The sequence below is a fragment of the Dyadobacter ginsengisoli DSM 21015 genome (genome assembly GCF_059568735.1).
This window is the reverse complement of the sequence record NZ_JCANTY010000009.1, coordinates 340,883-366,289: the sequence shown is the minus strand read 5'-3', so window position 1 is coordinate 366,289 and position 25,407 is coordinate 340,883. Positions and strand designations below refer to the sequence as shown.

At 51.2% G+C, this 25,407-nt stretch carries 21 protein-coding genes; 2 read left to right on the top strand and 19 right to left on the bottom strand.

Annotation, left to right across the window (positions count from 1 at the left end; all coding sequences use genetic code 11):
- Positions 1–25 precede the first annotated feature (25 nt).
- The 6 genes from BP71_RS30750 to BP71_RS30725 form a co-directional block, all read right to left on the bottom strand.
- Positions 26–1,168 carry a DUF3179 domain-containing (seleno)protein gene (locus BP71_RS30750; RefSeq protein ID WP_496385454.1) on the bottom strand — a complete coding sequence of 381 codons (1,143 nt, stop codon included), beginning with the start codon at positions 1,166–1,168 and terminating at the stop codon, positions 26–28.
- A 191-nt stretch (positions 1,169–1,359) separates the two neighbouring features.
- Positions 1,360–2,577: an MFS transporter gene (locus BP71_RS30745; RefSeq protein WP_496385453.1), complete on the bottom strand. Its 1,218-nt coding sequence runs from the start codon at positions 2,575–2,577 to the stop codon at positions 1,360–1,362.
- A 6-nt stretch (positions 2,578–2,583) separates the two neighbouring features.
- Positions 2,584–5,355 (bottom strand): TonB-dependent receptor, encoded by a 2,772-nt coding sequence (locus BP71_RS30740; protein WP_496385452.1) that lies wholly within the window; start codon positions 5,353–5,355, stop codon positions 2,584–2,586.
- Between the two features lie 27 nt (positions 5,356–5,382).
- Positions 5,383–5,949 carry a carboxymuconolactone decarboxylase family protein gene (locus BP71_RS30735; protein WP_496385451.1) on the bottom strand — a complete coding sequence of 189 codons (567 nt, stop codon included), beginning with the start codon at positions 5,947–5,949 and terminating at the stop codon, positions 5,383–5,385.
- A gap of 94 nt (positions 5,950–6,043) precedes the next feature.
- The gene (locus BP71_RS30730) at positions 6,044–6,607 is read right to left on the bottom strand and encodes a carboxymuconolactone decarboxylase family protein (RefSeq protein ID WP_496385450.1); all 564 of its coding nucleotides are present in this window, start codon (positions 6,605–6,607) and stop codon (positions 6,044–6,046) included.
- A gap of 136 nt (positions 6,608–6,743) precedes the next feature.
- Complete coding sequence (locus tag BP71_RS30725) at positions 6,744–7,298, bottom strand: hypothetical protein (RefSeq protein ID WP_496385449.1); 555 nt, start codon at positions 7,296–7,298, stop codon at positions 6,744–6,746.
- Positions 7,299–7,725: 427 nt separating this feature from the next.
- Here BP71_RS30725 and BP71_RS30720 point away from each other — a divergent pair, with 427 nt between their 5' ends.
- Entirely contained in the window at positions 7,726–8,388 is a 663-nt protein-coding gene (locus BP71_RS30720; protein WP_496385448.1) for a hypothetical protein, read from the top strand.
- A gap of 12 nt (positions 8,389–8,400) precedes the next feature.
- Positions 8,401–8,736, top strand: coding sequence for a cupin domain-containing protein (locus BP71_RS30715; RefSeq protein WP_496385447.1), 336 nt, complete (start codon positions 8,401–8,403; stop codon positions 8,734–8,736).
- Positions 8,737–8,743: 7 nt separating this feature from the next.
- On the opposite strand, the gene BP71_RS30710 is transcribed toward BP71_RS30715, so the two are convergent.
- The 13 genes from BP71_RS30710 to BP71_RS30650 form a co-directional block, all read right to left on the bottom strand.
- Positions 8,744–10,135: a Gfo/Idh/MocA family protein gene (locus BP71_RS30710; protein WP_496385446.1), complete on the bottom strand. Its 1,392-nt coding sequence runs from the start codon at positions 10,133–10,135 to the stop codon at positions 8,744–8,746.
- 12 nt (positions 10,136–10,147) lie between these two features.
- Positions 10,148–11,221 carry a hypothetical protein gene (locus BP71_RS30705; protein ID WP_496385445.1) on the bottom strand — a complete coding sequence of 358 codons (1,074 nt, stop codon included), beginning with the start codon at positions 11,219–11,221 and terminating at the stop codon, positions 10,148–10,150.
- Between the two features lie 29 nt (positions 11,222–11,250).
- The gene (locus BP71_RS30700) at positions 11,251–11,994 is read right to left on the bottom strand and encodes an SDR family NAD(P)-dependent oxidoreductase (protein WP_496385444.1); all 744 of its coding nucleotides are present in this window, start codon (positions 11,992–11,994) and stop codon (positions 11,251–11,253) included.
- Between the two features lie 68 nt (positions 11,995–12,062).
- Positions 12,063–13,019, bottom strand: coding sequence for a dihydrodipicolinate synthase family protein (locus BP71_RS30695; protein ID WP_496385443.1), 957 nt, complete (start codon positions 13,017–13,019; stop codon positions 12,063–12,065).
- A 13-nt stretch (positions 13,020–13,032) separates the two neighbouring features.
- Complete coding sequence (locus BP71_RS30690) at positions 13,033–13,971, bottom strand: DMT family transporter (protein ID WP_496385442.1); 939 nt, start codon at positions 13,969–13,971, stop codon at positions 13,033–13,035.
- Positions 13,968–15,101 (bottom strand): mandelate racemase/muconate lactonizing enzyme family protein, encoded by a 1,134-nt coding sequence (locus BP71_RS30685; RefSeq protein ID WP_496385440.1) that lies wholly within the window; start codon positions 15,099–15,101, stop codon positions 13,968–13,970. Before BP71_RS30685 ends, BP71_RS30690 begins: the two co-directional genes overlap by 4 nt.
- Positions 15,098–16,051: a 3-hydroxyacyl-CoA dehydrogenase family protein gene (locus BP71_RS30680; RefSeq protein WP_496385439.1), complete on the bottom strand. Its 954-nt coding sequence runs from the start codon at positions 16,049–16,051 to the stop codon at positions 15,098–15,100. Before BP71_RS30680 ends, BP71_RS30685 begins: the two co-directional genes overlap by 4 nt.
- A 33-nt stretch (positions 16,052–16,084) precedes the next feature.
- Positions 16,085–16,465, bottom strand: coding sequence for a RidA family protein (locus BP71_RS30675; protein WP_496385438.1), 381 nt, complete (start codon positions 16,463–16,465; stop codon positions 16,085–16,087).
- 52 nt (positions 16,466–16,517) lie between these two features.
- Entirely contained in the window at positions 16,518–17,318 is an 801-nt protein-coding gene (locus tag BP71_RS30670) for a creatininase family protein (RefSeq protein ID WP_496385437.1), read from the bottom strand.
- A 115-nt stretch (positions 17,319–17,433) separates the two neighbouring features.
- A complete protein-coding gene (locus BP71_RS30665) occupies positions 17,434–19,497 on the bottom strand; it encodes a beta-N-acetylhexosaminidase (protein ID WP_496385436.1) in 2,064 nt (687 codons plus the stop codon).
- A 10-nt stretch (positions 19,498–19,507) separates the two neighbouring features.
- On the bottom strand, positions 19,508–21,094 hold the full coding sequence (locus BP71_RS30660) for a SusD/RagB family nutrient-binding outer membrane lipoprotein (protein WP_496385435.1): 1,587 nt from the start codon (positions 21,092–21,094) through the stop codon (positions 19,508–19,510).
- Positions 21,095–21,106: 12 nt separating this feature from the next.
- A complete protein-coding gene (locus BP71_RS30655; protein ID WP_496385434.1) occupies positions 21,107–24,283 on the bottom strand; it encodes a SusC/RagA family TonB-linked outer membrane protein in 3,177 nt (1,058 codons plus the stop codon).
- Between the two features lie 366 nt (positions 24,284–24,649).
- Positions 24,650–25,288, bottom strand: coding sequence for a GntR family transcriptional regulator (locus BP71_RS30650; RefSeq protein ID WP_496385433.1), 639 nt, complete (start codon positions 25,286–25,288; stop codon positions 24,650–24,652).
- Between the last annotated feature and the right edge of the window lie 119 nt (positions 25,289–25,407).

Below are 25,407 nucleotides of genomic sequence, written 5' to 3'. Positions count from 1 at the left end.
GGCGCTGTATCTCCATGAATCTCTGTCAATATTGTTGAGTGGCGGGATGGAAAGTACGCCAGCTATGCCAGAACTCCTGATAGGCGTTGATCCGTTTCAGATCGCTGCCTGCCCCGGCAATTCGTTTGCCAAGCAAATTATACGCATTGGCTCCGTTGTACAAAGTGTCATTTCTAATGGTAAAAGCAGCCGGATCGCCCTTTTCGAATGCTACAAAACTCTGGTTATCAGATGCCAGCACTACGATCATCGGAACGGCGCCAACCTCATTATTAATGATCCTTTCCTTTTTCAGGCGGTTCCAGTCGAATGCCTTGCTCGCCTTACCAGCCTGTACACCTACTACCCAGGACTTGTCTTTCCAGGAAAGCGTATCAGTCAGCGTCAGCGCCGACCTGCCACGTCCACTCTCATAGCGGCTCATGGAATCGTATTTGGCCTGATACACCGGATCGGGTTGCATAACCTTGCTGTCGGGGTGGAGTTTCAGCCATTGCGCCAGTGAAGTTTGCGAGCTCGGCAATTCAGGCAGTGTTTTCCCTTTCAATGGCCCCGCAATGGCTTCTCCATTGGCCTGCCGCCACCAGCTGCCCGTTTCGCCGTCTTCGAACATCGCATTGAAATGATCCATTCCCACGAGCCGGAAAACCGCTGTCTTGCCGTCAACCAGCGGCTCGAAAACTCGACCTGTACGGCAAACCGTACAGTATGTCACCATAATGGGCTTTCCTCCGAGTACGTCCCGCACCTGATGATGGTAACCGATATATTGGATCGGATAAGCTTTCGCCTCTCCGTTGGCCGCAACACCGATCACAAGCCGGTCGGGATTCACTTTATTTGCGGCCGCATTGTTTTGAGTGACTCTTGCCGGTTGATAAAACATCGTATCCGCGGCCATTTCGTAATTGGCTGCATAGGTAATGCCGCCCGCAACGAGCAGGAGCAATGCAGGGAACCATTTTCTTTTAGCTGAAAAAACGGCTAAGCCTCCTCCTAAAATCATCGCCCAGAAAAGGATGCGCAGCGGCCAGCGCCACGCATGCAACCAGTAAGCCGCGTCGATGCTGTTCATCCGCTGGCTGCCGGGCATGGGCATAATGAAATAGACTTTGGCGATCTCGTAAAGGATAATGCCGGTTATGCCGAGGTAAAATATCTTTTTCATATCAGGTATTGGTATGAAATCAGTTGGGGATTTCGGGTTGGATCGCCCGGCTATGAGCCTTTGCTGGTGTTATCACCAGCAACCGCCGATGCCAACGCGCCATAGTAGTTGCAGAAAAAAGAAATGGGTTCGCCAAATGGCAAACCCGTTTGCCTAATTATATTAACCTATGATAATACGCAAATTCAATTTCATTTGCTTCTGGCTGTGACATACAATGCTACCAGAAAGGGCACCGAAAACACCAGTAGTGCATTTCCGAACCCGCCGAGCACCGCCACCAATGAGCCAATGAAAAAAACCGCTGTCGCCGTAAAAAAACGGCCGACATTGAAACAAAAACCCGTCGCTGTGCCCCGTACCGCTACCGGAAATAGCTCCGGGATGTAGCTGGACAATGCGCCCTGGCTGATCCCGAAACAGAATGCCAGCATCGCCGTCTCGATGTAAATGATACCGGAAAAAGTTCGGTTGGTCACAAATAGTACACCGCACATCACGACGCATGTCGCGAACGTGGCCATCAGGGTATTCCGCTTGCCAAAACGGTTCATCAGGATGCCGGAAAACACACCGCCGGTAATGCCGCCCATTCCAAGCAGGATCATAATAAGGCCCCGCTCTTTCTGGCCGTCCTGGCCCGAAGCCAGCAACGTTTGAGCCCAGGTAGGAAGCCATGAGAATATTCCCCAGAGACCTATCAGCACAGAGCCGAAGATCAGCGAACCGGCCACCACATTGGGCCTGTTTTTTTCGTCAAAGATACTTTCACGGTTATTGTCCACCTTTTTGACCCGCTTCCACTGATCCGACTCCGGTGCCAGCAGGAAAATCAGAACCGCTGCAATTACCGGGATAACACCGATGCCGAACGCCGTCCGCCAGTCCGAAAAAAGCAGGTTCAGGCTGCCCGTGGTCACGATCCCTACCGGAAAGCAAACCGCCAGGATACCCAGTATAACTGCCCTGCTGCGCGCAGCCCATATCTCTGAAATGTATACCGTGCTGATCAGCAACACACCGCCTACACCCATCCCCGTAAGGAACCGGGCTGCCAATAATGTGTACCAGTCAGGAACGATCGTGACCAGGCAGGTGGAAAGCCCGTAAATGGCCGTCACCAGCGCCAGCGACTTTACCCGGCCGATCCGGTCGCTCACAATGCCGAACAACAACCCGCCCGTCATCCAGCCGTACAGAAAGATCGCATTCACATAAGCGCCGATCTTTCCCAGCTCCGCTTCGTTTACGGCGCTCCCGTTGAGTTCCGGTATCGCCACAGGCAGGTATACGGACATTAGCGTCGATACTGTGCCGCTGAGCGTATAGCTCACCACGCACAATGCGAATGCGAGCCATTTGCCGGTCACTTGTTGAGACTCCACCTGGGCTATTTCCAATGTTTCCATAACGGGTTAGCGGAATAACTGATCAAAATTCAGACTCACATAGTACAAACCGCCCACCGCCGGTGACCCGTAGGCCTGGACGATGTACTTGTTGGTGATATTGGAACCACCCAGTTTCACGACTGTTTTCAGGCTGGGGATTCGGTAGCTCACCTGCGCGTCGAGCAGGTTGTAAGCGTTCACCCGGCCTGGCCGCATTTCGGTAAATGTGCCATACCAGTCGAATGCTTCCTGCCAATGCCAGGCTACGTTGAAACCGATACGGTCTGTCAGGCGTGCATTGCCGAACATCACGTTTGTTTTCCAGCTTGGCGTATTGAATGCAGGAATGTTATTGGGATCGGCATTCCGGATATTGAAATCGATCCACGTGGCATTCGCGCTGATCTTATAGTTTTTAACCAGTGAATAGGTGAGCCCCGCGCTGATTCCCTGAATCGAAACTTTGTCGGAAGCATTGGTATACAGCTGGAACAACTGGCGGTCGGCACCGAGCAGCTCACCCGCCGCAACGGGGTTGATAGAGCCATCCGGCAGTGTAACAGCCGATTTCGCCCTGGCCACCACGGTGTTGATCATGAAATCGGTATACTGGCTGTAATAGTAGTTGATATCAAACAGGACCCGTTTGCTGATCAACCCCTTGTAACCCACTTCCCAGCTCTTCACCTTCTCCGATTTGATATAGGGTACATTAGATTTCACAAGCTTGTCCTTATTGTTGGCCACTGCCTGCGGAAAAGGTATATCCTTCTGCATATCCGCTCCAAAAGCATTTGCAAACGCGGAGAACGAGGCGATGGTCACCGAGTTTTCATAGGCATTCAAACCTACCGAATTCACCGGCGCACCACCGAGAATGATGATCGGCCCGACATTCAGCTTGATGTACTGGTCGCCGATCGTCGGGTTACGGAAGCCGGTTTGGTAGGAAGCTCGTATATGATGGTCTTCCGTTGGGGAGAAAACCGCAGAAGCCCGCGGTGTGAAACGTCCTGTAAAGTTCTCGTTCTTATCATAACGTCCCGAGACCGTAAGTTTCAGATGGTCTTTCCAAAGCGACTTGGAAGCCTGCGCAAAAACGCCATATTCTTCATTAGTGAGGTTTTTGTCCTTGTCATCGAAAAGGGTCCCCGCCGTATTGAGATAATATTTCCGGTAATTTCCGCCCACCTGAAAGCTGATCACCTTTAATACAGAGCTGAAATCATACATACCTTCTATGTGCCGCAGGCTGCATTCGCTGAAAATACCTGCACCTGCGAGTCCACGTGTCTTGATCAGCCGGTCTTTGGCCGTATTGAATGCATCGGAGCCCGGATCAATGCGTCCCTGATCGGCAAATGCACGTGCCACCGCGTGGTCCTGCAATGTGACACCCGTAACCGAACCGGTGTACGCTGCGGCGTAACGTTCAAACCAGGTCGCATCCGCCTTGTCCGGCGTGACAGTGTTACCCGCAAGATCCTTTACCCACGTCCGGTTAATCTGCTGGCCCAATGCTCGGGTATTGTAGGAATTGGTGGAATACTCGTGGTTGGTATAGGCGCGCACGTAAAAATTGCTGCCACGCAGTTCCAGCCGGTGCTGCACCAGTTTAAAGTCGTTGATCACAAACCGGTTACTGCCCGTGTATTGAGCAGTCCCCTGGTTGAAATTGCCCTGGTAAATGGCTTCCAGTTTGTCGGTAATGCGGTAATGAAATGCGCCATTGAATTTCAGGCTGTAAACGCCATAAGTAGCTAGGTCTTTTTCTTCATAACCAGTCCTGGAAACGCGCCCGATACCGGGAAGCGTTTGTGCGACCTCGTCCCCGTAGATGTTCAGCGCATTGCGGCCCGGATTGTTAGGGCCGCGGTTTTCTGGGTTCGTATTAGGGTCGATGTCGGTGTAATCATTGGCATACCAGTCGGTTCCTTTGAGATAGGAAGCATTGAGCTTAAAGGCAAACCTGTTGTTGAATGCCTTGGCATAGCGGATCGCCAGATCGTATAACGGTTTCGCTCCCAGGTCCGTGCCGTCACCGATGTGGTTGACGCCGAACTTCGTCTGGGCGCTCAGGCCCTGGTATTCAAATGGATTCTTGGTGCGTGTATTGAGCATTCCGTTGAACGCAATGGGGCCATACAATGCCGAAGCTGCTCCCGGGATCAGCTCGGCGCTCTCAACATCGATGTCGTGCGGACCAAACAGGTTGCCCATTGCAAATCCCAGGCCGGATGGCTGGTTGTCGACACCGTCTACCAGTTGCAGGAAGCGGCTGTTACCGGTCGTATTGAATCCGCGGGTGTTGATTTGCTTGTAGGTCAGACTGCTCGTAACCATATCCAGCGATTTCAGGTTGACCAGGCCGTCATAAAAATTGGCCGAAGGCGTTTGCTGGATCGCACGGGCGTCCATTTTCTCGATGCTTACCGGCGAGCGCAGAATACTTTCTTCGACGCGGGAGGCCGTCACCACCACCTGGTCCAGCTCCTCAATACTGGGTACCAGGTTGATGCGCAGGCTTTCGCCGGAGGCCACTTCTATTTGCTGCCGGGCATAACCAACCAGTGAAATAACCAGCGTAGCGGGCGTGGCCGATTTCAATTCAAAAAAACCTTCAGAATTCGTAGTCGTTCCGGTGTTTTTGCCTTTCACGGAGATCGAAACATTGGAAACAGGCTTCTGCGATTCACTATCGTAAACGTGACCGGAAATTTTGGTCGTCTGCGCCCACGCGGTCTGCGTAAGAAACAGGCTGAATGTCATGAGGAGGATGGGTAAAAGTCTTTTCATAGGTTCGATTATCAATATTCAGGAAGGTTAATTTTCTTTTTTGAGGTGATCGTAGCCAGTAGGCAGCCGATTGTAACCGTGATCCACTAAACGTTGGCCCAGTCCTTTGTAAAATTGAGGGTCGGGAGGAGCCACCGTCGCCATACCATCCACATAGCGGTTGTAGAGGCAGAACAGCGCGGCGATCAGCACTGTATCGTGGATTTCCGGATCCGTAGCACCGTTCGCTTTTGCTTCGGAAATAGCTTCCGTTGTCACCGCCTTACCGCTGACCTGCAGTTGTTTGGCGATTTTCAGCAATGATTTCATTTTGTCGCTTACCGGGGTGGCGTCGATGTCCTGCTTCATGATCTCGCAGGTTTCGCTTTCGCCCAGCAACAGATCGGCAGCGGCCGTGTGCGCGGCGGTGCAGAAACGGCATTCGTTCTGATGCGAAACGATCGTCGCGATCAGCTCGCGTTCAGCAGGGGACAATGAGTTTTCTCCCCGCAAAATGAACTGCGTCAGCTGGCGGATCGGCTCAGCCGTTGCCCGGCTATATTCCAATAGGCCCGTAATTCCCGGCAAATGCCCGGGTAGTGGTATATGTGGCATCTTTGAACTTCGAAATAATTGACAGTGATATCCCGGAATAAACGCGGCAGTGCCGTCTTTCCGGTTTTCCATAGCTAACGGATGCAACGTGCTCTCAGACTTCTGACTCTTGCTTTACCGGGTAACGTACATAACCTGTGAACGCCATGCGCTGACCCATTTCACGGTATGCTTCATGGTCCTGAGGCGCCCAGGTGCCCAGTCCGTCGACATAGCGATTGAACATGCAGAAAGCCGCGGCGATCAGCACCGTGTCATGGATGTCGCGGTCACCGGCGCCGGCTTCACGGGCTGCCGCCACGTCGTCCTCGCTCACTTCCCGGCCGCTTTTCTGCACTTTGCCGGCAATATTCAGCAATGCGCGGAGCTTGGGGGACACGGGAATTTCGTTGAAGCCCTGCTTAATGTCATCGATCAGGCGCAGGTCGCATTCCAGATGTGCCATCGCCGCCGAAGCATGTGAAGTGTGACAGAAATGACAGTTGTTAAGGTAGGAAACGTGTGCGGCGATCAGCTCGCGTTCGCCACTCGTCAGGGGCGACTCACCCCGTAGCAGGGTCTCCGCCAGCAACTGGAGCGGTGCGGCAGTTTCGGGCCGGAAGTTGAAAAGTCCGACAATGCCGGGAAGTGGCTCGTCGGGCAGGGAAATATGTGCCATCAGGTAGAATGTCTTGGTTTAGCAAATCATTTTCTCCCGTGTACACCTGTATATGCGTGGTTGTACGTAAATACACGTCATCATGCGCGCAGCACGCATGTACATACACATAGGTTACACAGGAAATCAGGAAATACTAAGCCAGATCTGGTGGCGGGGATGGGATGGCGTAATGCTCTTCGGGTGATACCGATAATACGAACGAATAGAATGCATCCTGGGCGGGCTCCCATTCCAGCAAGTAGAAGAAGTGCTTGCAGTCCGCCGTCATATATTCTTTGAGAAAATGCTTTAAGATACCGGAATGCTGTCCTTTTTCCGGATCAGTCGAATGGCCTGTTACCTGGTCGTTGATCCTGGAAACTAGCTCGCTAAACCGGTCGCGCGCATTCTGATCAAACTCGCATTGCACGTACAGGGTATCGTTGATCAATTGGCGGCTTTTCATCTGGTAAAATTGCCCTTCGTGCTCGATCTGCCCTTGCACAGGTTCTGGCGCGTCCCAGTCGTTCTGGTAAGGGACCGCCACTGGCACTTTGATCACGATATCTGCCGATCCTTTGGCCTGCTCCACCAGATCCTTGCCACGACCGCTGATGGTATACCGCTCCTCCGACAGGAAGACTATCGAGTAGCCCACCATGTTATAAAGCAGCAGCCCAAGCAGCAATATGGAAATGATCCTGCGCAATGTTGAAATATTGAAATTTTAAGCAGTTTACACAAATGTAGCGAAACGACTGCAAAATCATCAGGTTGCGGCTTAAAAATTTTGTGTACCAACCTCATTATAACCGATCGCCGCTGTCAACCCTTGATTGTCATTTTCTCCGATGCAGGACATCTTAACGATGCCAGTTCTCAATGCCGGGAAAGAAGAAGCGACAGCATTGCATTTCTGAAAAAACAGGGGTGCCGCGTGGTTAGTATCTCTGCCCCGGATGTCTTTAAACAAAAGACTTTCCAACGACAATAAAATTGAAATCAGTCATAGAGGACTTCGGCGGGAAATTTGCTACTTACAAGTGGTTCAAGGGAAAATGACTGATAAGGAAACAGAGAAAATCCGATTAATACCTGAATGAGACTCATTGATCAACTCCCTTATTTAAAGTTTTATGAAAAGAATCATCTACTTATTACTCGTCATCTATATGCCTGGCGTAACCCGGGCGCAGCATACGGAGAAATGGGAATTCGGCATCTCCGCAGAATGGGGAAGAGACTATTACAACAAGAAATACGACAAAGAATATTCCACGATCCCCGGACTGATTCACAATTTCACTTCAAATTATTCTTGGGGCACCGGAATATGGGCGGAAAGGAAATTCACGCCTCATCTCTCCGCATTAACCCGGCTTGAATATGCCCAGAAGGACCTTCATCCTGATCTGTTTTATAGTCCCAGCCGGACTGCAGACAAATATTTTACCAAGGAAAGGCATCATCGCGGTACCGCTGAAATAGGCGCCAGATGGCATATCAATCCCAAATCCCTGCTCACGTTCTTCGTAGATGCCAGGGTTGGTGTAAATGCGCTCATTGTTGCAAACTTATTTGAAGAAAAGGACGGGAAGTATGCGCATTGGGATGCGTTCGGTTACGATCGTTTCGCTCCTGCCGGATCCGTGGCTGTCGGTATCAAATGGAAGAGACTTGCGCTGATGGCAGAGTATGACAGGGATCTCGCACGTGTAAAAAGGAAGTTTCCGAATACCGGCATCCTGGCGCAAAGTATCGTGGCAAAGAGTACCTTTACGATCTTTAAGTCTCGTTAAGCTATTATTCAAATGCCATTCGTCAATTTCAAAACCAACAAAATCGTTAAAATCTGGGATGGGATCTATGGGACGCTGGCTCATTCGGAGCAGCAAACCTTTGGTCACTTCACGATCGACGCGGGAACCGTCCTGCCCGAGCACAGCCATTTTCATGAACAATGGTGCCATGTACTCGAAGGCGAACTCGAATTTACCATCGATGGTGAAACCCTGCTGCTGACGCCGGGCATGACCGCACACATCCCGCCACATGCACCGCATTCGGCCGTAGCACATACACAGTGTAGGGTGATCGACTGCTTTACACCGGCCCGTCAGGACTTTATTGAGCTCGAAAAGCAGTAGAGGAACGTCACAGCTTTACGGTTGTCGTCCCCCCTTTCTCCATGGAGATGTCGATGGGCGCATTGGTTTTCCACGCGCCGCGGGTGAAATCAGGCACATCGATGGAGTTGGACCGGTGTGATACAGACCATTCGCTGAGTGGTCCGATGGAACTCCATAATGCAGCGTCGTACACATCCTGGTCGAGCGGGAGGCCGTTGCGCAGGCAATCGATCGTCCGCCAGTCCATCAGAAAGTCCATACCGCCGTGGCCTCCCACCTGCTTCGCTACTTCGCCTATTTTCTTCACAATGGGCGGCGTATATTGCGTTTCCAGCGCTTTGTATTCTTCGGGTGAAATCCATTCATGCCCTTTTGCATAGCGGGCGGGTTCGGGGTATTTCAAAGCCGCCCCTTTGGTGCCGCTTACCAGCTGAATGCGCGAGTAGGGCCTGGGCGAAGACACATCAAACTGCACCATGATCGTCTTGCCGTTTTTCGTACGGATCGTCGAGGTGTTCATCATCCCATTGAACGGCTTACCTACATAGGGCCTGAAAAACAAATCTTTTGAAGCCAAAACACGGGCAGTATCTCCCATTACAAAATCATTGTTCGACATGGAAACCAGGTAATCCATCGCATCCCCGCGGTTGATATTCATCACCTGGCAAATGGGGCCCAGGCCATGTGTGGGATAGAGGTTCCCGGTCCGTTGTGAAAGTTCGTTCAACTCCCACATCTGATAGAACCGCTCTTTATCGAACACATACTCCTGCAAATTATGGATGTAAGCGCCCTCGGCATGGATAATTTCACCGAAGAAGCCATGTCGGGCCAGGTTGAGTGTGAGCAGCTCAGAGAAGTCGTAACAACAGTTTTCGGTCATCATGCAATGCTTGCGCGTCTTTTCCGAAGTTTCGACCAGTTCCCAGCATTCATCGATGGTTTTGGCCGCTGGCACTTCCACGCACACATGCTTGTCGTGCTTCATCGAAAAAACAGCCATCGGCGTATGTAATGCCCAGGGCGTCACAATGTAGATTAGGTCGATATCGGTACGCTCGCAAAGCTTTTTCCACGCGTCCGGGTTCGTATGGTAACCTTGTGGCTTATGTCCGCGCGCTTCGGTCATTTTGGTAGCCGCTGCTACTTTCTCCGGTCGCAGATCGCATAGTGCCTTAATCTCCACCCCCGCAATCTTATTGATCCGCTCCACCGCCGCCATGCCGCGGTTGCCAAGGCCAATGAAGCCGATCCGCACCGTTTCCAGCTTCGGCGCCGCATAATTGCACATATTGAACTGTGCCGCGCCGACAGAACGCCCGGCTTTTCTGTCCGGCGCATACGATGATAATGTCACAGCCGAAGCCAGCCCGAGGCCGGTCAGTTTCATAAAATTTCTGCGGTCCTGCTTCATGGGGTTCAAAACTTATGCATGGGAAATGGATTCACTCAAAAACTCGGGGGTATACCCGTTATCCTTCGCCCATTGTACGGCCGTCAGGATCTTGTCACGGTAGTCGGGCTGATAGTTGAAGTAGAAAGGATAGAAGTACTGCTCATGCACGAGCAGATCGAGAAACGGCGGCTTCTGCACATGGGCATCCAGATGCGGGCGGATATCTTCCAGCTTCTTGGTGTCGATCACGATGCTCGCCCGTACGAAGGTGATATTTTCCGCGGTGTCGCGCCATACAAATCGCTTTTTGAGGTACCGCCGCTGCGGGACGGTCAGGTAGTAGGAAGCAGACGGCAAATTGTCGTCCACATTGAAATACCCGAGCTGACCGGTGTAACCTGCGTCGCGCATCGCCCGGGAGCCTTCGACAGTCGCCTCTCCCCAATGGATCGTGGTCACCGACCGCATTACTTCTTCGCCCGCAAACCGCCGGATTTCGTTCATGATCAGGTCGCAATCCTTTTTGACCTGATCATAACCTGCCTGCACATAAGGCATATCCGGAAATTCCTGCAAAGCATGAAAGCTCAGCCGCAACCAACCGGCATTGGCCTTCCATTCACTTTTATATTGATCAGTAAAATCGGATAGACTGAACCCATCGGTCTGATAGAAGAGATTCAGATGGATTTTGGTACCATATTCGGCATGGACCTGTTTTAAAAATGCCAGGAAAGGATTCTCAAACAAAGACTGGTAGCTGTCTTTATTTTCCTGAATGTCCCTCAAAAACCAGATATTATCATCGATCGACAAGCGATAATGCCCCGCGAAATTTTTCAGGAGGAAGACAGTGATGCCGGTTTGCTCACCGGTCTTTTTGTTCCTGGCCACCAGTTTATTTTCATGGCCCTCCAACAAAACCTGTGTTTCAAAATGGTCGTCCAGCCAGCGCGCGGGCACACCGTTCACTTCGATCTCAGCATCGACCGGTGCTGCTATTTTGACGGTAATTCTCAATGTTCCGTCCTTCAAAACGCCGTCATAGGCATGGAGGACGTCTCCTTCAATGGGAGCAGTGAAGTTAAGCGGGGTATTTTCCATAACGGATTGGTTTGGCTGTCGGCTTTTTGTCAGTAGGTGGCCCTGCCGCCGGACAGGTCGAATGTAAAGCCTGTGGTAAAACTGTTTTCAGGCGAAACAATGAATGCGGCCATGTTCGCGGCCTCTTCGAGCGTTCCGCAACGCTTCATGGGAATCTTGTCGGTCATGTACCTGACCTGGGCTTCCGGCATCGCATCGACGAGAGGTGTCTGAATCACCGCCGGAGCCAGTGCATTGACTGTAATTCCCGTTTCTGCATATTCTTTCCCCTGCACCTTAGTCATTCCGATGACCGCTGCCTTTGATGCCGAGTAAGCCAGCATTCCCGCATTCCCCTCTTTGCCGGCAATGGATGCAATGTGCAGAATGCGGCCATAATTGTTTTTCAGCATATAGGGAAGCACTGCCTTCGCAGTGTAAAAGCTGCTCATGAAGTTGACGTTGAAGACCTTTTGCAGGTTCTGGGTATCTACTTCATGGCTTTTGATATTGGTCGCGCCGGTAATGCCCGCGCAGTTGATCAGGATATCGATTTTGCCAAACCGCTCCGCAACCCGCGCCACCGCCTTGCTCACCAGCAGTTCGTCGGTCACGTCCACCCCAATGAGCTCCTCATGCTCGGCATTACCGACAAACTCGTCGCCAAGCGCGCTTTCATTCAGATCCAGGAGCCCTACCTTTGCTCCTTCATTCAGCAATTTGTGTGCGATCACCAGCCCTAGGCCGGATGCGGCGCCGGTGATGACGGCTACCTGCGATTCAAAAATGTTCATTCGACCAGCGTGTTTTTTTGTGGTTTTGGATCTGCCGGTCTTAAATGTACTTTTTTTAGTGTTCTGTATCACGCTTTTGAGAAGGTTGTTTCCAGTGATTTTATTTCCCACGTTTCATCATTCAATATATCCAATATCCTCTGATTCAATTCTTTGATATAAGAAACCGACGAAGGGTCGGGAATATAAGCCGCCTTGCGCGAGATACTGTTTTTCAAAATACCGCGTGCGATCAGCAATTCTTTTTCCGCGTAATGGAACAGCTCCATATTCTGTAAGGAAAAGAAGATCTGCGGCATTACTTTTTCGAACAGATCGAACGCCTTCCCGTGCTCACCCCGGTTGCGGAGCGCAAAGACCTTCTGCAGGATGTCCGACACAGCCAGACCGGGCATGACCCCGCGAATACCGATCGGGATCAGTTCCAGCATATAAAGGCCACCCCAGCCTTCAAAAAGGCCGATCCGCCCCTGGGTTTCTTTGATAATCCGCTCAAACTTCGGTGCGCACAATGGTTCTTCCAGCTTCAGGTATTTGAAATTTGGGTGCTTCTCCATCAGGCCGCGGATAAAGTCGACGCTGATCGACGGTCCTCCCGGGTTAAAATCCTGGATCAGAACGGGGGTATCCGGTATGGATCGCAGAAATTCAGAGAGATAGGCGTTCAACGAATCATCGGGCAGGCTGAAAATGCGCGGAACAGCGAGCGACACCACGTCCGCACCCGCCCTCACATTCGCCTGTGCCAGCTGCACTGCCTGTTTCAGCGATGGGTGATTAGACTGGGCGACGATCTTTACCCGGCCAGCCGCATGTTCCACTGCGATTTTTACAACCAGTAGTTTCTCCTCGTCGGTTAGTTTGTAAAATTCGCTGGCGTAAGCAGGCAGGCATACCGCCTCCACACCGCAGGAAACGGCAAAGTCGATCAGGCTTCGGAGTGCGGCTTCATCAATCTCCTCATCTTCAGTAAATGGTGTCGGGATAATCGGCACGACACCAAACAGTTCGTTCTCTGAATTCATACACATTAGTTGTTTATGGACTGACTTTAACCAGTTCTTTCCGCTCTTTCTGCCGGGTCGACCTGCTATCAACGATTGTGAGTATCAAGGTAGAAGCCAAAACCAGTATCCCTCCGATAATCGCTTGTGTTTTCAATGTTTCCCCAAGCACGAATGCCGCGATCGGCAATCCCATGAAGGTGATCAGGTAATTAGATAATGCAACCTGGGTGGCATCCAGGTGTTTCAGTACCCTGAAAAACATGATCATGGAAAGGAAGTTATGAAAGAGCGTGAGCGCGATCATTCCGGTCCAGGTCTGAGCCGTGTAATGCGGTATGACCGCAAACATTTCCGGTTCGTAGTACCACACCAGCGGCGCAAGCAGGATCACCATAACGAGGTAGGTATAGAACACCATTTCCATTTCGCTGTATTGCGCAGCGACTTTTTTACAGCCTACATTATAATACGCATTGCCGATAATCGCGATGAAAATCAGGATATTGCCCAATGCATACCGCGAGCTCATGTCCATATTCCGGATGTCGTCCGTCGAGCAAAGCAATACGCCCACAATGGCTATCCCGAAGCTGATCCAGCGGATGCGGTTCATTTTTTCTTTGAGTAAAAAGAATGCGAAGACCGCCGTGATAACCGGTAATGCGAGCACGAAGATGGCTGCATTGCTGGCCAGTGAATACTGAGTGCCCCAGGTCATAAACACCTGTGAGGGAAATGCACCCACCGCTGCAAGCTGTACGAAAATCAGCACATCCTTAATCTTCTTTCCTCCCTTTTTGAAATCCCTCCAGACGAACGGCGCCAGGAAAATAGTAGCAAGGAGCATCGGCAGCCAGACCGTAAAGTAAGGCCCTACCTGATCCTGCGTCAGCTTGATGCAAGTAAAATGGAACGACCAGATCAGGTTGCAGAGAAATAGGACTGTCCAGGAAAGAATGGCTTTCTTCATGAATGGGCTGTTAAAATATTTCCTGTTTGATATTTTTCGAGCGCTACCCGGTCGAGGGTAATACCCAAACCGTCTCCCTGTGGCACAATGGCCGCGCCGTTTTCAAATGCGATGGAACGGGTGATCAGGTCATCGACCCGGACGAGCTCACCAAAAATGTCGGACGGGATCGTGCAATTAATGCTTGCCGCCGCGATGTGCAGGCCCATCGTTTCCGAAATACCGAGATCGACCTCCGATCCCCGCCAGCAGGGCTTTCCTTCGAGATGCGCTATTTCGGCTAGCAACACGCAGTTATAGGCCGAACCATTGAAATTGTAGCCGTCCGCGGCATCTGCCCGTACGAATGGGATCATATCACGGATGTCCTGCGTGTAAGGCAACGAAATGTGCCTGTACAACGGAATGCCCAAATGTTTTTTCAGGTATTGAAAACCTTCCACATCCCAATGGAGAATCGGATCTTCCAGCCCGAGCATTACCCCCATTTCCACGCCTTCCATCAAATTCATCGTCGTTTCGACGTCATTCCAACGCTGGTTCGGGTCCAATAACACCTTGATTCCATCGCCGCATTTCCGCTTGATCTCCCCGGTCCAGAGCCTCACCGGATCTTCGTCCGAGCATTTGAATTTAAATACCTTATGTCCTTTTTGCATCGCTTCGAATGCCTTTTGGGCGGCATCTTCCGGCGTCCTTCGGCCCGTCCAGCCCATACAGTCGATCCTGCTGCGGTAACCACCGCCGAGCAGCTGGTACACCGGTACGTGCAGTAACTTCCCCACAAGATCCAGCACGGCACTTTCGAATGCTTCATAAATGCGCTGGTCAACCACCGGCAGTCGCCGCCAGTTGAGTTTAAGAATATCTCTCCCTACAAACTCCCCCATCGCTTCCCGGATCAGTCCGCCCGAAGCGCTCCGGTAGGTTTCGCCAATGCCCGTGAGCCCGTTGGCCAGGGTTATTTCAAGGATCCATTTGGGTTGATTGGCGAAATCCGTCCAACGCTCACCGGTCATGAATTTTTTGGCGAATACACTATCCTTGTCCAGCACGGTTTCGGAATTCAGGCTCCCCGGCCTGGCCGGCACCACCACTTCCGTCGCGCGTATCGATATGATCGTTGTCATGCTCCTAAATGCAGGGTGTGTTTTTCAGCCAGTTTCCGGATGTCGTAGCTGAAATCGATGAATGCTTTCTCCCACGCTTCCGCGGTCTGTTCGGTATAAGGGTAAAAACCCTGGGCATTGCTTACGCCTTTGGCCCCGGATGCAACCAGTTTTTCCATCATTTCCGGTGCCGTCCGGCGGTTGTCCAGATCCGGGAAGAGATCTTTCATGACCGTCAGATAAGCCGGAATGCCCGTCAGGTCCATAAATCGGAACGGCCCGGCAAAAGTGATCCAGTAACCCAGGTCGTTGCGCAGCGAACGGTCCACATCCCCGACGGTTGCATAACCATTCTCTACCAGGTTGAACGCCTCCCGCAACATGGCGTACATAATGCGGTTGGTAATGAAGCCCCGTATGTCTTTCCTCAGCAGCGACGGCTCTTTGCCCCATGTCTCAGCCAGCCCCACGATCTTTTCGGCATAAACCACGTCCGAATCTTTCCCACAGATCACTTCCATAAACCGGGTGATATGCGCCGGTTCTGCCCAGTGAATCCCCAGCAGCCGCTGCGGATACCGCAGGCCCGCCTGCAACACCGACACCGGAATGGCCGAAGTGTTGCTCCCGATAATGGCCGTTGGCGACAGCACGGTTTCCAGCGCCGCATATACGGCCTTTTTTGCCTCCATATCCTCGGTAATCGATTCGATCACCACTTCATGACCAGCCAGTTGACCGACGTCCGTCGTGATTGTGATCCGGTCCAATACAGCACCCGGCTCCTCTTTCAGCAACCCTTCTTCTTGCAGCTCCGTCAGGAACGCAAGGATGCGTTTCCGCGCCGGTGCTGCCTCTTCTACTTCTTTCACCAGTGACGTCACTTCGTGGCCGGCCGCCAGAATGCATGTGGCAATGCTGCTGCCCATCAGGCCCAGGCCTACCGTACCAATGCGCTGTTTCAAACTCATTACAATGCAAGCTAAATGCTGTAAAACCTTGTGTTAACCGATCAGCGCAATGGCGTCGATCTCGATTTTGATGCCGTCCGACAGCACCGATTGTACGGTGGTGCGTGCCGGAAGTACGCCCTTGAAGAAAGATGCATAGGCGACATTATAGCGATCGAAGTCATGTATATCTTCCAAATGCACTGTGCATTTCATAATATCGTCGATAGTTCCTCCTGCCGCTTCCACGATCTTCTTCACATGCTCGAGAGTCAGCAAAGTCTCTTCTTCAACGGTGCCATGTTTCACTTCCCCGGTAGCAAGATCCAGCGGCCCCTGCCCGCTCACGAACAGCCATCCGTTTTTCAGAACACCGGCAGAATAAGCGCCGGTGCTGACATGTTTATCGGGGTGCTTGATTTCTGTTTTCGACATTTTGTATGCTTCGGCTTTCGGCCTTTGGTTTGTCGTTAAAAATTGAAAATGATCAGCTACCGGAAGCAGACAGCCTCACCCCAACTTCCCACCCGGCGAATTCTCCCAGAAAGCTCGCCAATGCTTCCGTAGCCTTACAGATCAGGTGTTTTCCTTTTTCAGCGGTAGCCAGCTGAGGCTCTCCGCTGCTTCCGTTACTTGAAATGAACGCAGTTTGCCTGAAGAGCGTCACGCCGCGGTAGGGTTCATCGTCTTCCCAGGGAATGTAATCGTTACTGGCTGGCCTACCGGCGCGCTCAGCTTTCTCCATCCACACTTTCTCCGGGAAAAGGTGCAGCATCATACTCGTTTCGTATTCACAGGCATGGCTCAGTGCCGGGCTTTCCATGGGTGCTTCGCCCGCAAATGACTTACCGCCCAGCTCCCAATAAGTAACCAGCGCTATGTTGGCAGGAAATGCCTCGTCGTAGTCCTTGCTCAGGATCGCAAGCGCCTGCTTCACGGGTGTGACATTTCCCCCATGACCATTCAGCAGCACAATCCGCCTGAAGCCATTCCGCAATAGTGAACCGACCAGGTCCACGATCACATTCGTATACAAAGCGGGATTTATGCTGATGGTCCCGCCGAACGACAAATGATGGTGACTGGATCCGAATGGAAGGGTCGGGCAGAGCAACACTTTTGCCGGCAGCAGCTCCTCTGCTGCACGAGCAATGTAGGTAACAAGATCCGTATCTGTCGACACCGCCATATGCGGGCCATGCTGCTCAATCGCTCCCAGCGGAAGTACTACCACCGCATTTTCATTCTGCTCATGGACGGATGGGTAACTGAGGTTGGAAAACAGCATATTCTTTTTTGTAAAATCCCCTATTTCAAATGTATTGATTAAATTTTTTGTTTACAAAATATAATAAAAATAGTTTACAAATATTTTCAATACACTTCAACACTTTACATTCCTCTCAAAAATCAGGCTTAAACAATTCTTCAAATGGCCGGTCCGCAATGTGCTCAGGCGCGTTCCCGATGCGATAGTCGATGACTTTCAAATATAATTTCTGCCAAAGCCCATACTCGACATCAAAACGTCCCAGGATCGTATTGACTCTGTAAGGCAAATATTCTGACCGCCAGGCCTCCGCATAGGCCGATTTCAGCTCACCATTTTCGTCCATCAGGTCGATCAGCAGTCCATGGCAGAGATAAGTGATGTCGTAAACCACGAAGTCATTCTTTTTGCGCCGGAGCATGGATTCGTTCCACCGGTCGCAGATGGTCTTGGCCCACAAAAAACGCGTAGCCGAATAAGCCATCAGCCTCGCCGTGACGATCATCGAATGAATGAACGCCGTATCTCTGCGGCTGCATTTCGCCAAGGCGGCAATGAGCTGTTCCTGAGCCTCCTCGCTCCATTTCCTTGCATCCTTCAAATCAGCAACATGCTCCTCTGTGTTTTTCAGGTAATAAGGCAAAAATGGATTCGACCAGCTCTCGATAATAGTACCCCGCGGCATTCCACCGGTATTACGCCCCAGACACTTGTTCAGCGCAACATTGGAAGCTGCCAGGTAATCGAATGCCTTCCCCAGTTCATCTGCGACGGTCGGGTATAACAGGCGGCTATATGCTTTTGTGAAAGTGGTTTTATCCGGGACCTGTCCCTGCCATGCCCCGATGCAGCCATAGGCCATAAACAGCCATGAAGCCCGCACAAACGGCTCCACTGGGTCGGTCCAAACCGAATGGATAAAACCCAGCGCCTTGTTTTGCATGCCTGCGCGAAGGCAGAGGTCGATATTGGTGTATGTATAGTCCGCATCAGGGTAAATATGCCCCCAGCCAGAAACAGCGGGTTGAATGAAAAAGGGTTTCTTTTCCTTCAAGACCGGATCGAGATAACGATTGATCTCCGCGGTATCGGGCTTGTATTCCCAGATCACCGGGATCACGTCCGATGGGATCTTTTTGATGATATCCGGATAGTAATTGTTCATATCGGTCCAGGCAAGGACGGTTTTGCCGTACTTCTTCATCTCGTCCCGCACGAACGTAAGCTGCCGAACCCACAAATCTTCCGAATTGATACCGGCATCCTGGTCGTCGGCAATGCGCTTGGTTTCCCAGGTCTCATCGAACCCTACGTGGATAAATGGCCCTGGGAACAGATCGGTATATTGTTTGATCCAGTTTCGAAGCAATTCGTTTGTGCCAGACTTGCGCGGATCGAGTTCATGACCATATTGCCCGATGGCCAGGTCAGCGTATTTTTCTTTTCTAAGCAATTCATGCAAATGGCCGTACAAATTCAGGAACGGCACCACATCCATATGCCGCTCTTTTCCATAGGCAATAATGCTTTTCACCTGCTCCTGCGTGTATCCCGAACGGAATGCCAATGAAGGAAAACCCTTCAATTCGATACTGACCTCATTGTAAAAGTAGTACTGATTGGTCTTCCACATCGCCAGGAAGTCGATCTGCCGTTTGATCTCATCCAGCGTCGGCAGACCGCCGTGTGCAAAGTCCATCATCACACCCCGAAATGCCAGTTTAGGCTGATCTTCGAGAGAAACACCCGGAATGAATGCCTCTTTCCCTTTGCCGGTCACGAGCTGGCGGAGCGTTTGCACGGCATAGTAAAGCCCCGCCGAAGTCTGCGCCTCCACACGTACTCCTTTCGGGGAAACCGAAAGTTTATAAGCCTCGCGCCGACTATCCCCGCTGGCATCCGCTACTTCGGGCAATGCGTGTCCGGGCTCACGGATCGAAAATTGAAAACCAGCCGCAGCGGCCGCTGCGGCTGGTTTAACCGGTAAACCAGTCTGCTCACCGATTGTCCGTTTCAGTTCTTTCAAGGCGAATTGCACCTCTTCCGGAGCAGAACGCGGTATAAATACCGTCAGCGCCGATACCGGTAATTTTTCAGCACTATACCGAATTGATTCAGGCTCCGGGAAAAGAACGGGCGTTTTTTGTGCAAAAGCAGGAATAACAAGCAGGCTGGCAAGCAACAGGCGTACGAACATATTCTATTGATCAGTTTTTATCCCACCAAAGCGGTGTGGCTGCATTATCAGGCCCACTCAGCATTTTGACGGCCCGCGCCACTTCGGCTGCATTGGTCTGTTTTTCTGTATCCAAAAAAGGCATCCGCCGGATGAATGTACCTTCGGGCAAATCGGAATTTTCGCTGTGTACGATGGGGTAGAGTTTCGGCAAGCCGGTCCTCCGCACATCAGCCCAGCCCTCCATACCGTCGGGGAACAACGCCAGCCACTTTTGTTGCGCCAGTTGCTTCCGCTGCATGCTTTCGGAATTGCTCCATTTGACAGGATAATCATTCACTGCAGGAGAATTCATGCCGTCTTTCGGAGCGATGGGCACAGCCGTATTCACAATGTATTTGCTGATCGCCGCCTGATCGGTCACACCCCATTGCGCCATCGACATCTGTATTCCTTTTTTATAAAAATCCTCGGCAGTACCACCCATATTCCAGCCATTGAGCGCACCTTCCGCGCGCAGAAAATAAGCTTCGGCGGCGTGCAGGATGTTTTGGGAAACATTGTAGGTGGTTTTCCAGTCGCTACCGACCCAGGTGGCCCAACGCGTGCCCATATTGGAATTATACAACCGTGAATTGATGTCGATGATCTTCTCGGAAGTAAATAAGCCGTTTCGAACGCCTTCGTACGTACCTGTGACCACCGACGGCTGGAAATAAATCGGCAGACGCGGATCGCCATACCCTTTCAGAATCGACTCCATGGACGCGCTCATGCGCACATCATCCCAGCCAGCCGTCACGGCCAGTCCGTTGTACTCGGCATAGGTGGTGGTCGACTTAGGCATATAGGCGTCGTCGGCGATATCGGTGATCACGCCCGCGGCAACAGCTGCTTCCGCTTCTTTTTTGGCCATTTCGGGATTCACTTTCGAGATGCGCAAGGCCAGGCGCAGCCGCAGCGTATTCGCGAACTTCATCCAGGCTGTCGCCGGGGCCGCATTTTTGTTATAAACCAGATCGTAAGCTCCGAAGGGCTTGTCAGCCGCGCGAGACTTCAGCACACCCGACGCCACATCCAGCCTTTTGAAAAAATCGTAGTAGATCGAATCCTGCGGCGTGTACGACACATACCTTTTACCCGAAGCCGCGTCGGTATAGGGAATAGGCCCAAAGTAGTCTGTCACACGATGGAACATCCATACCCACCAGATATTCGCCAATGCATTTTCGGCACTTTGCGGATCCGTACCCGCCATAAGCGTTTTCAGTTGCGGAGCCGCAGCCGTATAAACGGGATTCCAGCAGGCAGGCATCCAGTCCTGCCGGATCACGTAACGATCCGTAGGAAACGAATGGGCCGCCTGTGACAAAAACTGGGAATACACCGAGGCAATCGTCCCCTCACCCACCTCGAAGTTATCAGGACTCAATGTCGGCGCCATCAGCGCGTAGGCAAACATGAAAGGATATTCCTTGCTACCGACACTGCTGATCTTCGTAGCGTCGGTATTGAGAGAATCGAAATTATCGGTGCAGCCCGCAAAACCGGCGGCAATGACAGCCATTACCAGGAGCCGGCCCAGCACAGGGCTTATATTTTTTATCCTCGTCAACATAGTAAGTGATTTTTAGAATGATAGTTTGAGGTTCAATCCGATGTTTCTGGTCGAGGGAAGATTGAAATATTCGATCCCCTGGTAATTGCTGTTGCCTAAGCTCATTTCAGGATCGAAATCCATCTTGCGCTTACCAATGCCAGGAATATCCAGAATGGCATTACCCCGATAAATAAAGAACAGGTTACGCGCCACGAACGACAGTCTGGCGGTACTCAGGAAACCGGGCAGATTTTTAAAATCATACCCCAACGTGAGCTCCCTTACCCGCACATTGGTAGCGTGATAGGTAAAAAACTCCCCCCATGAATAATCTCCCTGCGCCACCGTTTGCCAGAATGTTTCCGCATTGACCGGTACCGAATTGGCGGCTCCCTCAGCGGTAACCCCTTGCACCACCCACGAACCGGCGTCCCGATATTTCTCTGTATCGGCACCGGTGCCGTTGTAAGCCATTTGCGCGGCGGTACCCGAAGTGATCACACCTCCGAATTTACCATCAACCAGCACGCCAAGCGTCCAGTTTTTATAGGAAAAATTATTGCTGAAACCAGCCGAGAACTTCGGATTGTAGTTGCCCAGCTTCTCGATGTCATCACTTTTAACCGGTACCCCTTTATCGCTTACAACATATTGTCCATTCAATGTCTTCCATTTATATCCGTACAAATCCCCGAACGCACCGCCTTCCCTGATCAACGGCGTGGCCGTGCGAACACTGGTTGACGATCCAAGATATAGCTGACTCACCCCCTCATACAGCTCCACGACTTTACTCTTGTTCACCGCATAATTCAAGCCCATATTCCAGGAGAAGTTCTTCCCCACCACAGGTTTTACCGACAACACCGCTTCAAAGCCTTCATTCTGTATATTTCCCGCATTGACATTCAAAGTCGAGTAACCCGATGATGCCGGCGAAGCAACACGCAGCAGCTGGTTCTTTGAATTTGTTTTGTAATAAGTAAGATCAATGCCGAAACGGTTATTATAAAATCTCCATTCCGTACCAAACTCAACGGACTGGGTCAATTCGGGTTTCAGGTCGGCGATCGCCTTCGTGCTGCTGCTGGCAATATACCCTCCGAATCCTCCACGGATATAGGTATACGTTTGCCCCAACAGATACGGGTCCGCGTCGTTACCTACCTTCGTAAACGATCCTCTGACTTTGCCCAGACTCACCCAGGTGGGCAGTTTCACCATTTCGGAAATCACGGCGGACACCCCTACCGACGGATAGAAATAGGAATACGGCGAAGGCAGCGTACTCGACCAGTCGTTGCGGGCCGTGAGGTCCAGGAACAAATAATCCTTGTACCCAAACTGCACCGTTCCATACACCGACTGCAACTGACGCTTCGCAGTGGCGGTCTCTGTTTTGAGGGTCGTTGCATAGCTAAGGTCGTATTTATTGGCAAATCCAAGTCCGTCGGCCGCGTTGACCCGGTGCCGCATGCTCCGGGTCAGGATCGAACCCCCAATGCTATACGTCAACTTCAGATCCGGGGCAATATTGTTTACCCCGGTCAGCAACAGATCGGCATTCCTCTCTGCGATATAGTCATTTCCTTCTGAATAGTATCCACCCGGCTGCCTGGCATAGTTGACCGTATTATTGGCGTATTTCTGGCTGATAAAATCATTATAACTATCTGAACTTACCCGTCCCTGAATATTCAGCCAGTCGGTCAGCTTGTACCGCAGCACAAAAAGTCCGGTTACCCTGCTCCGGTTCTCGTCGTGATGGGTATTGTTGATTGTCCAGTAAGGATTCATATAAACCGCATCCGGACTGGTCCAGTAAGTCGGCGTTTCCACGCCTGTGACGTCCACTTTTTTATACGATTTCAAAGTCGCGGGATCCACGGTACGCGGCATACGGTAAACATTGGCCACTACCATCCCATCGCCACCGACACCCGGCTTGTTATAAATATCCTGTAACATGTAGGTCACCTTGGCATCGGCGGAAAGTCGACTGGTGATATCAAAGCTCAGCCGGGCATTAAAAGTATTCCTGGACAGCCGGTTGTGCGGCACGATCCCATTGATATAATTATTGGCGTAAGACACATAAGACTGCACTTTTTCAGAACCGCCGCTGACGGCCACCGAATTGTTGGAAGAGACAGCCGTTTTGAAAAAATCGCTGATATTATCGGGATATGCTTTGAGCGAAACCGTATTCCCGGCCCAGTCCTGAACACTCTGACCGGCAATGTGCGCGCCCCAGCTTCCGTTGGTCAAAGTCGAGTATACCCCGCCCGAACCCTGACTATACTGATTTTGCAAAGACGGCGTAACCAGCGCCTGATCGAATGTCACGCCCGAATTTACATTCACATTAATTTTGCCGCTTTTCCCCTTCTTGGTGGTGATCATGATCACGCCGTTGGCCGCGCGACTGCCGTACAACGCAGCGCCGGCTGCACCTTTCAGCACGTTGATCGACTCAATATCATCAGGGTTAATGCTCGACGCGCCATCGCTTCCGCTATGCCCGCCCGCATCGTAGCGCACCTGCCCCGCGGGCGAAGAATTATCGATCGCAACTCCGTCGACTACGATCAGTGCATTGTTTGAACCCTGGATCGACCGATTACCCCGCAAAACGATCCGCGTCGCTCCGCCCGGGCCATTAGCCGAAGGCGTGATGGAGAGCCCGGCTATTTTACCCGAAAGCGTGTTTGTGAAATTGGCATCCCGGATCTCATTTACCTGATCCCCTCCGATTTTCTGAGTCGCGTAGGTGAGTGTCTTGGCCGCACGTTCAATCCCCAATGCCGTCACTACCACCTCCTGAAGCCCCAGCGCATCATCCGATAGCACGATATCACCGAGGTCACGCTGATTACCAATAGCCACCTCTCTTGTTTTCATCCCGATATAGGATATCACAAGGGCGCCTGCATTTTCAGGTACTGAAATACTGAATATACCGTCTTTATCCGCAATAGCGCCGGATGTCGACTGCTTCACCACGATAGAAGCGCCTGGTACAGGCGCTCCTTTCTGGTCGATTACTTTTCCCGTGATTTTTTTGTCTTGTTGTGCATAGATCTGATTGAATACCCCGGCACCTGCCATCAGGTATATCAACAGCAATAGGAATTTGAGGCGATTACGTAACAGGCTCGTCAGCAATGGGACCTCCGTCAGCCCCACAGGTTCTAGAGATTTTTTCATACTTCAAGATTTCGGAACAGTAGATGGGTTTAATCGGCAATTCTTGGGCAATTACACGCTGTGTCACTCTTTTCATAGGCAAACGAGTTTAGTCAACACCGGTTACGGAACATTTACAGGACTTCAAGTTGTCGGTAAATGATAATCGCATTTTTATGTTAACAAATATATTATTTTTTTGTCAACATAAAAATTAAGAAAAAATTATTCATTCCCACTCCGGGCAAAGGATCTATCGCCCAGTACGAGAATGGCCGAATACCTGACCACCTGAAAACAGGAAAGCCGAAAATTCTATGGCAAGAAAAAGGCCGGTTTCAAGGCGTTTGAAACCGGCCGTGAGACCTGGAGCTTACACAGTGAAGTTCAAGCGAGATCGAGGGAAGCTACCTCACCACGGGTAAGATGCTTCATTAGCGCCTCCTCCGCACGTTTGATGTTGCCCTCTTTGATACCGGCAACGATCTCACGATGCTCCTGATCGGTCAATTCGTAATCGTCCATGTGGGTTTGCGTTTTACCCAGCTTCTGGTGAAACAAGGGAATATTACTTGCCTGATATAAACCTACAAGCTTTTCATTACCAGCACATTCTATTAATGTCTCGTGAAATTTCACATCCGCTTCACAAGCACCTCCAAAATAGCCCCGCTCTACCATCGACGTAAAATCGTCGCATATGCGGTCCAGTTCCACAATTTGCACTGCGGTAATCTTCTGGATGAGCAGACGCAAAGCACCTACTTCCAGGATTTCACGCAACTCGCGGATTTTGTGACTGTCGTCCAAAGTGAGGGTCTTGACAAAAAAGCCCCCTTTTTCCCCCTGCACGATCAACTGCTCGCCCAAAAGCCTGGTCAGCGCTTCCCGGATCGCCATCCTGTTCGCATCCAGCTTTTTAGACCATTCGTCTTCTTTGAGCCGGGTGCCCGAGGTGAGCTGATTCGAAAGTATCTTTTTCCGCAGTTCTGTATAAGCTTTGTTTGAGAGTGAGTCTTCCTTCATTTTAATGTAAACAATAATCCAAAATTTGGTAAACTAAAACTTTTATATAAAGGTAGTCAATAAATGGAAAAATGTGCGTTGCCATGTCAAGTCGGTTCTATCCCGATTTCGCCGATAAT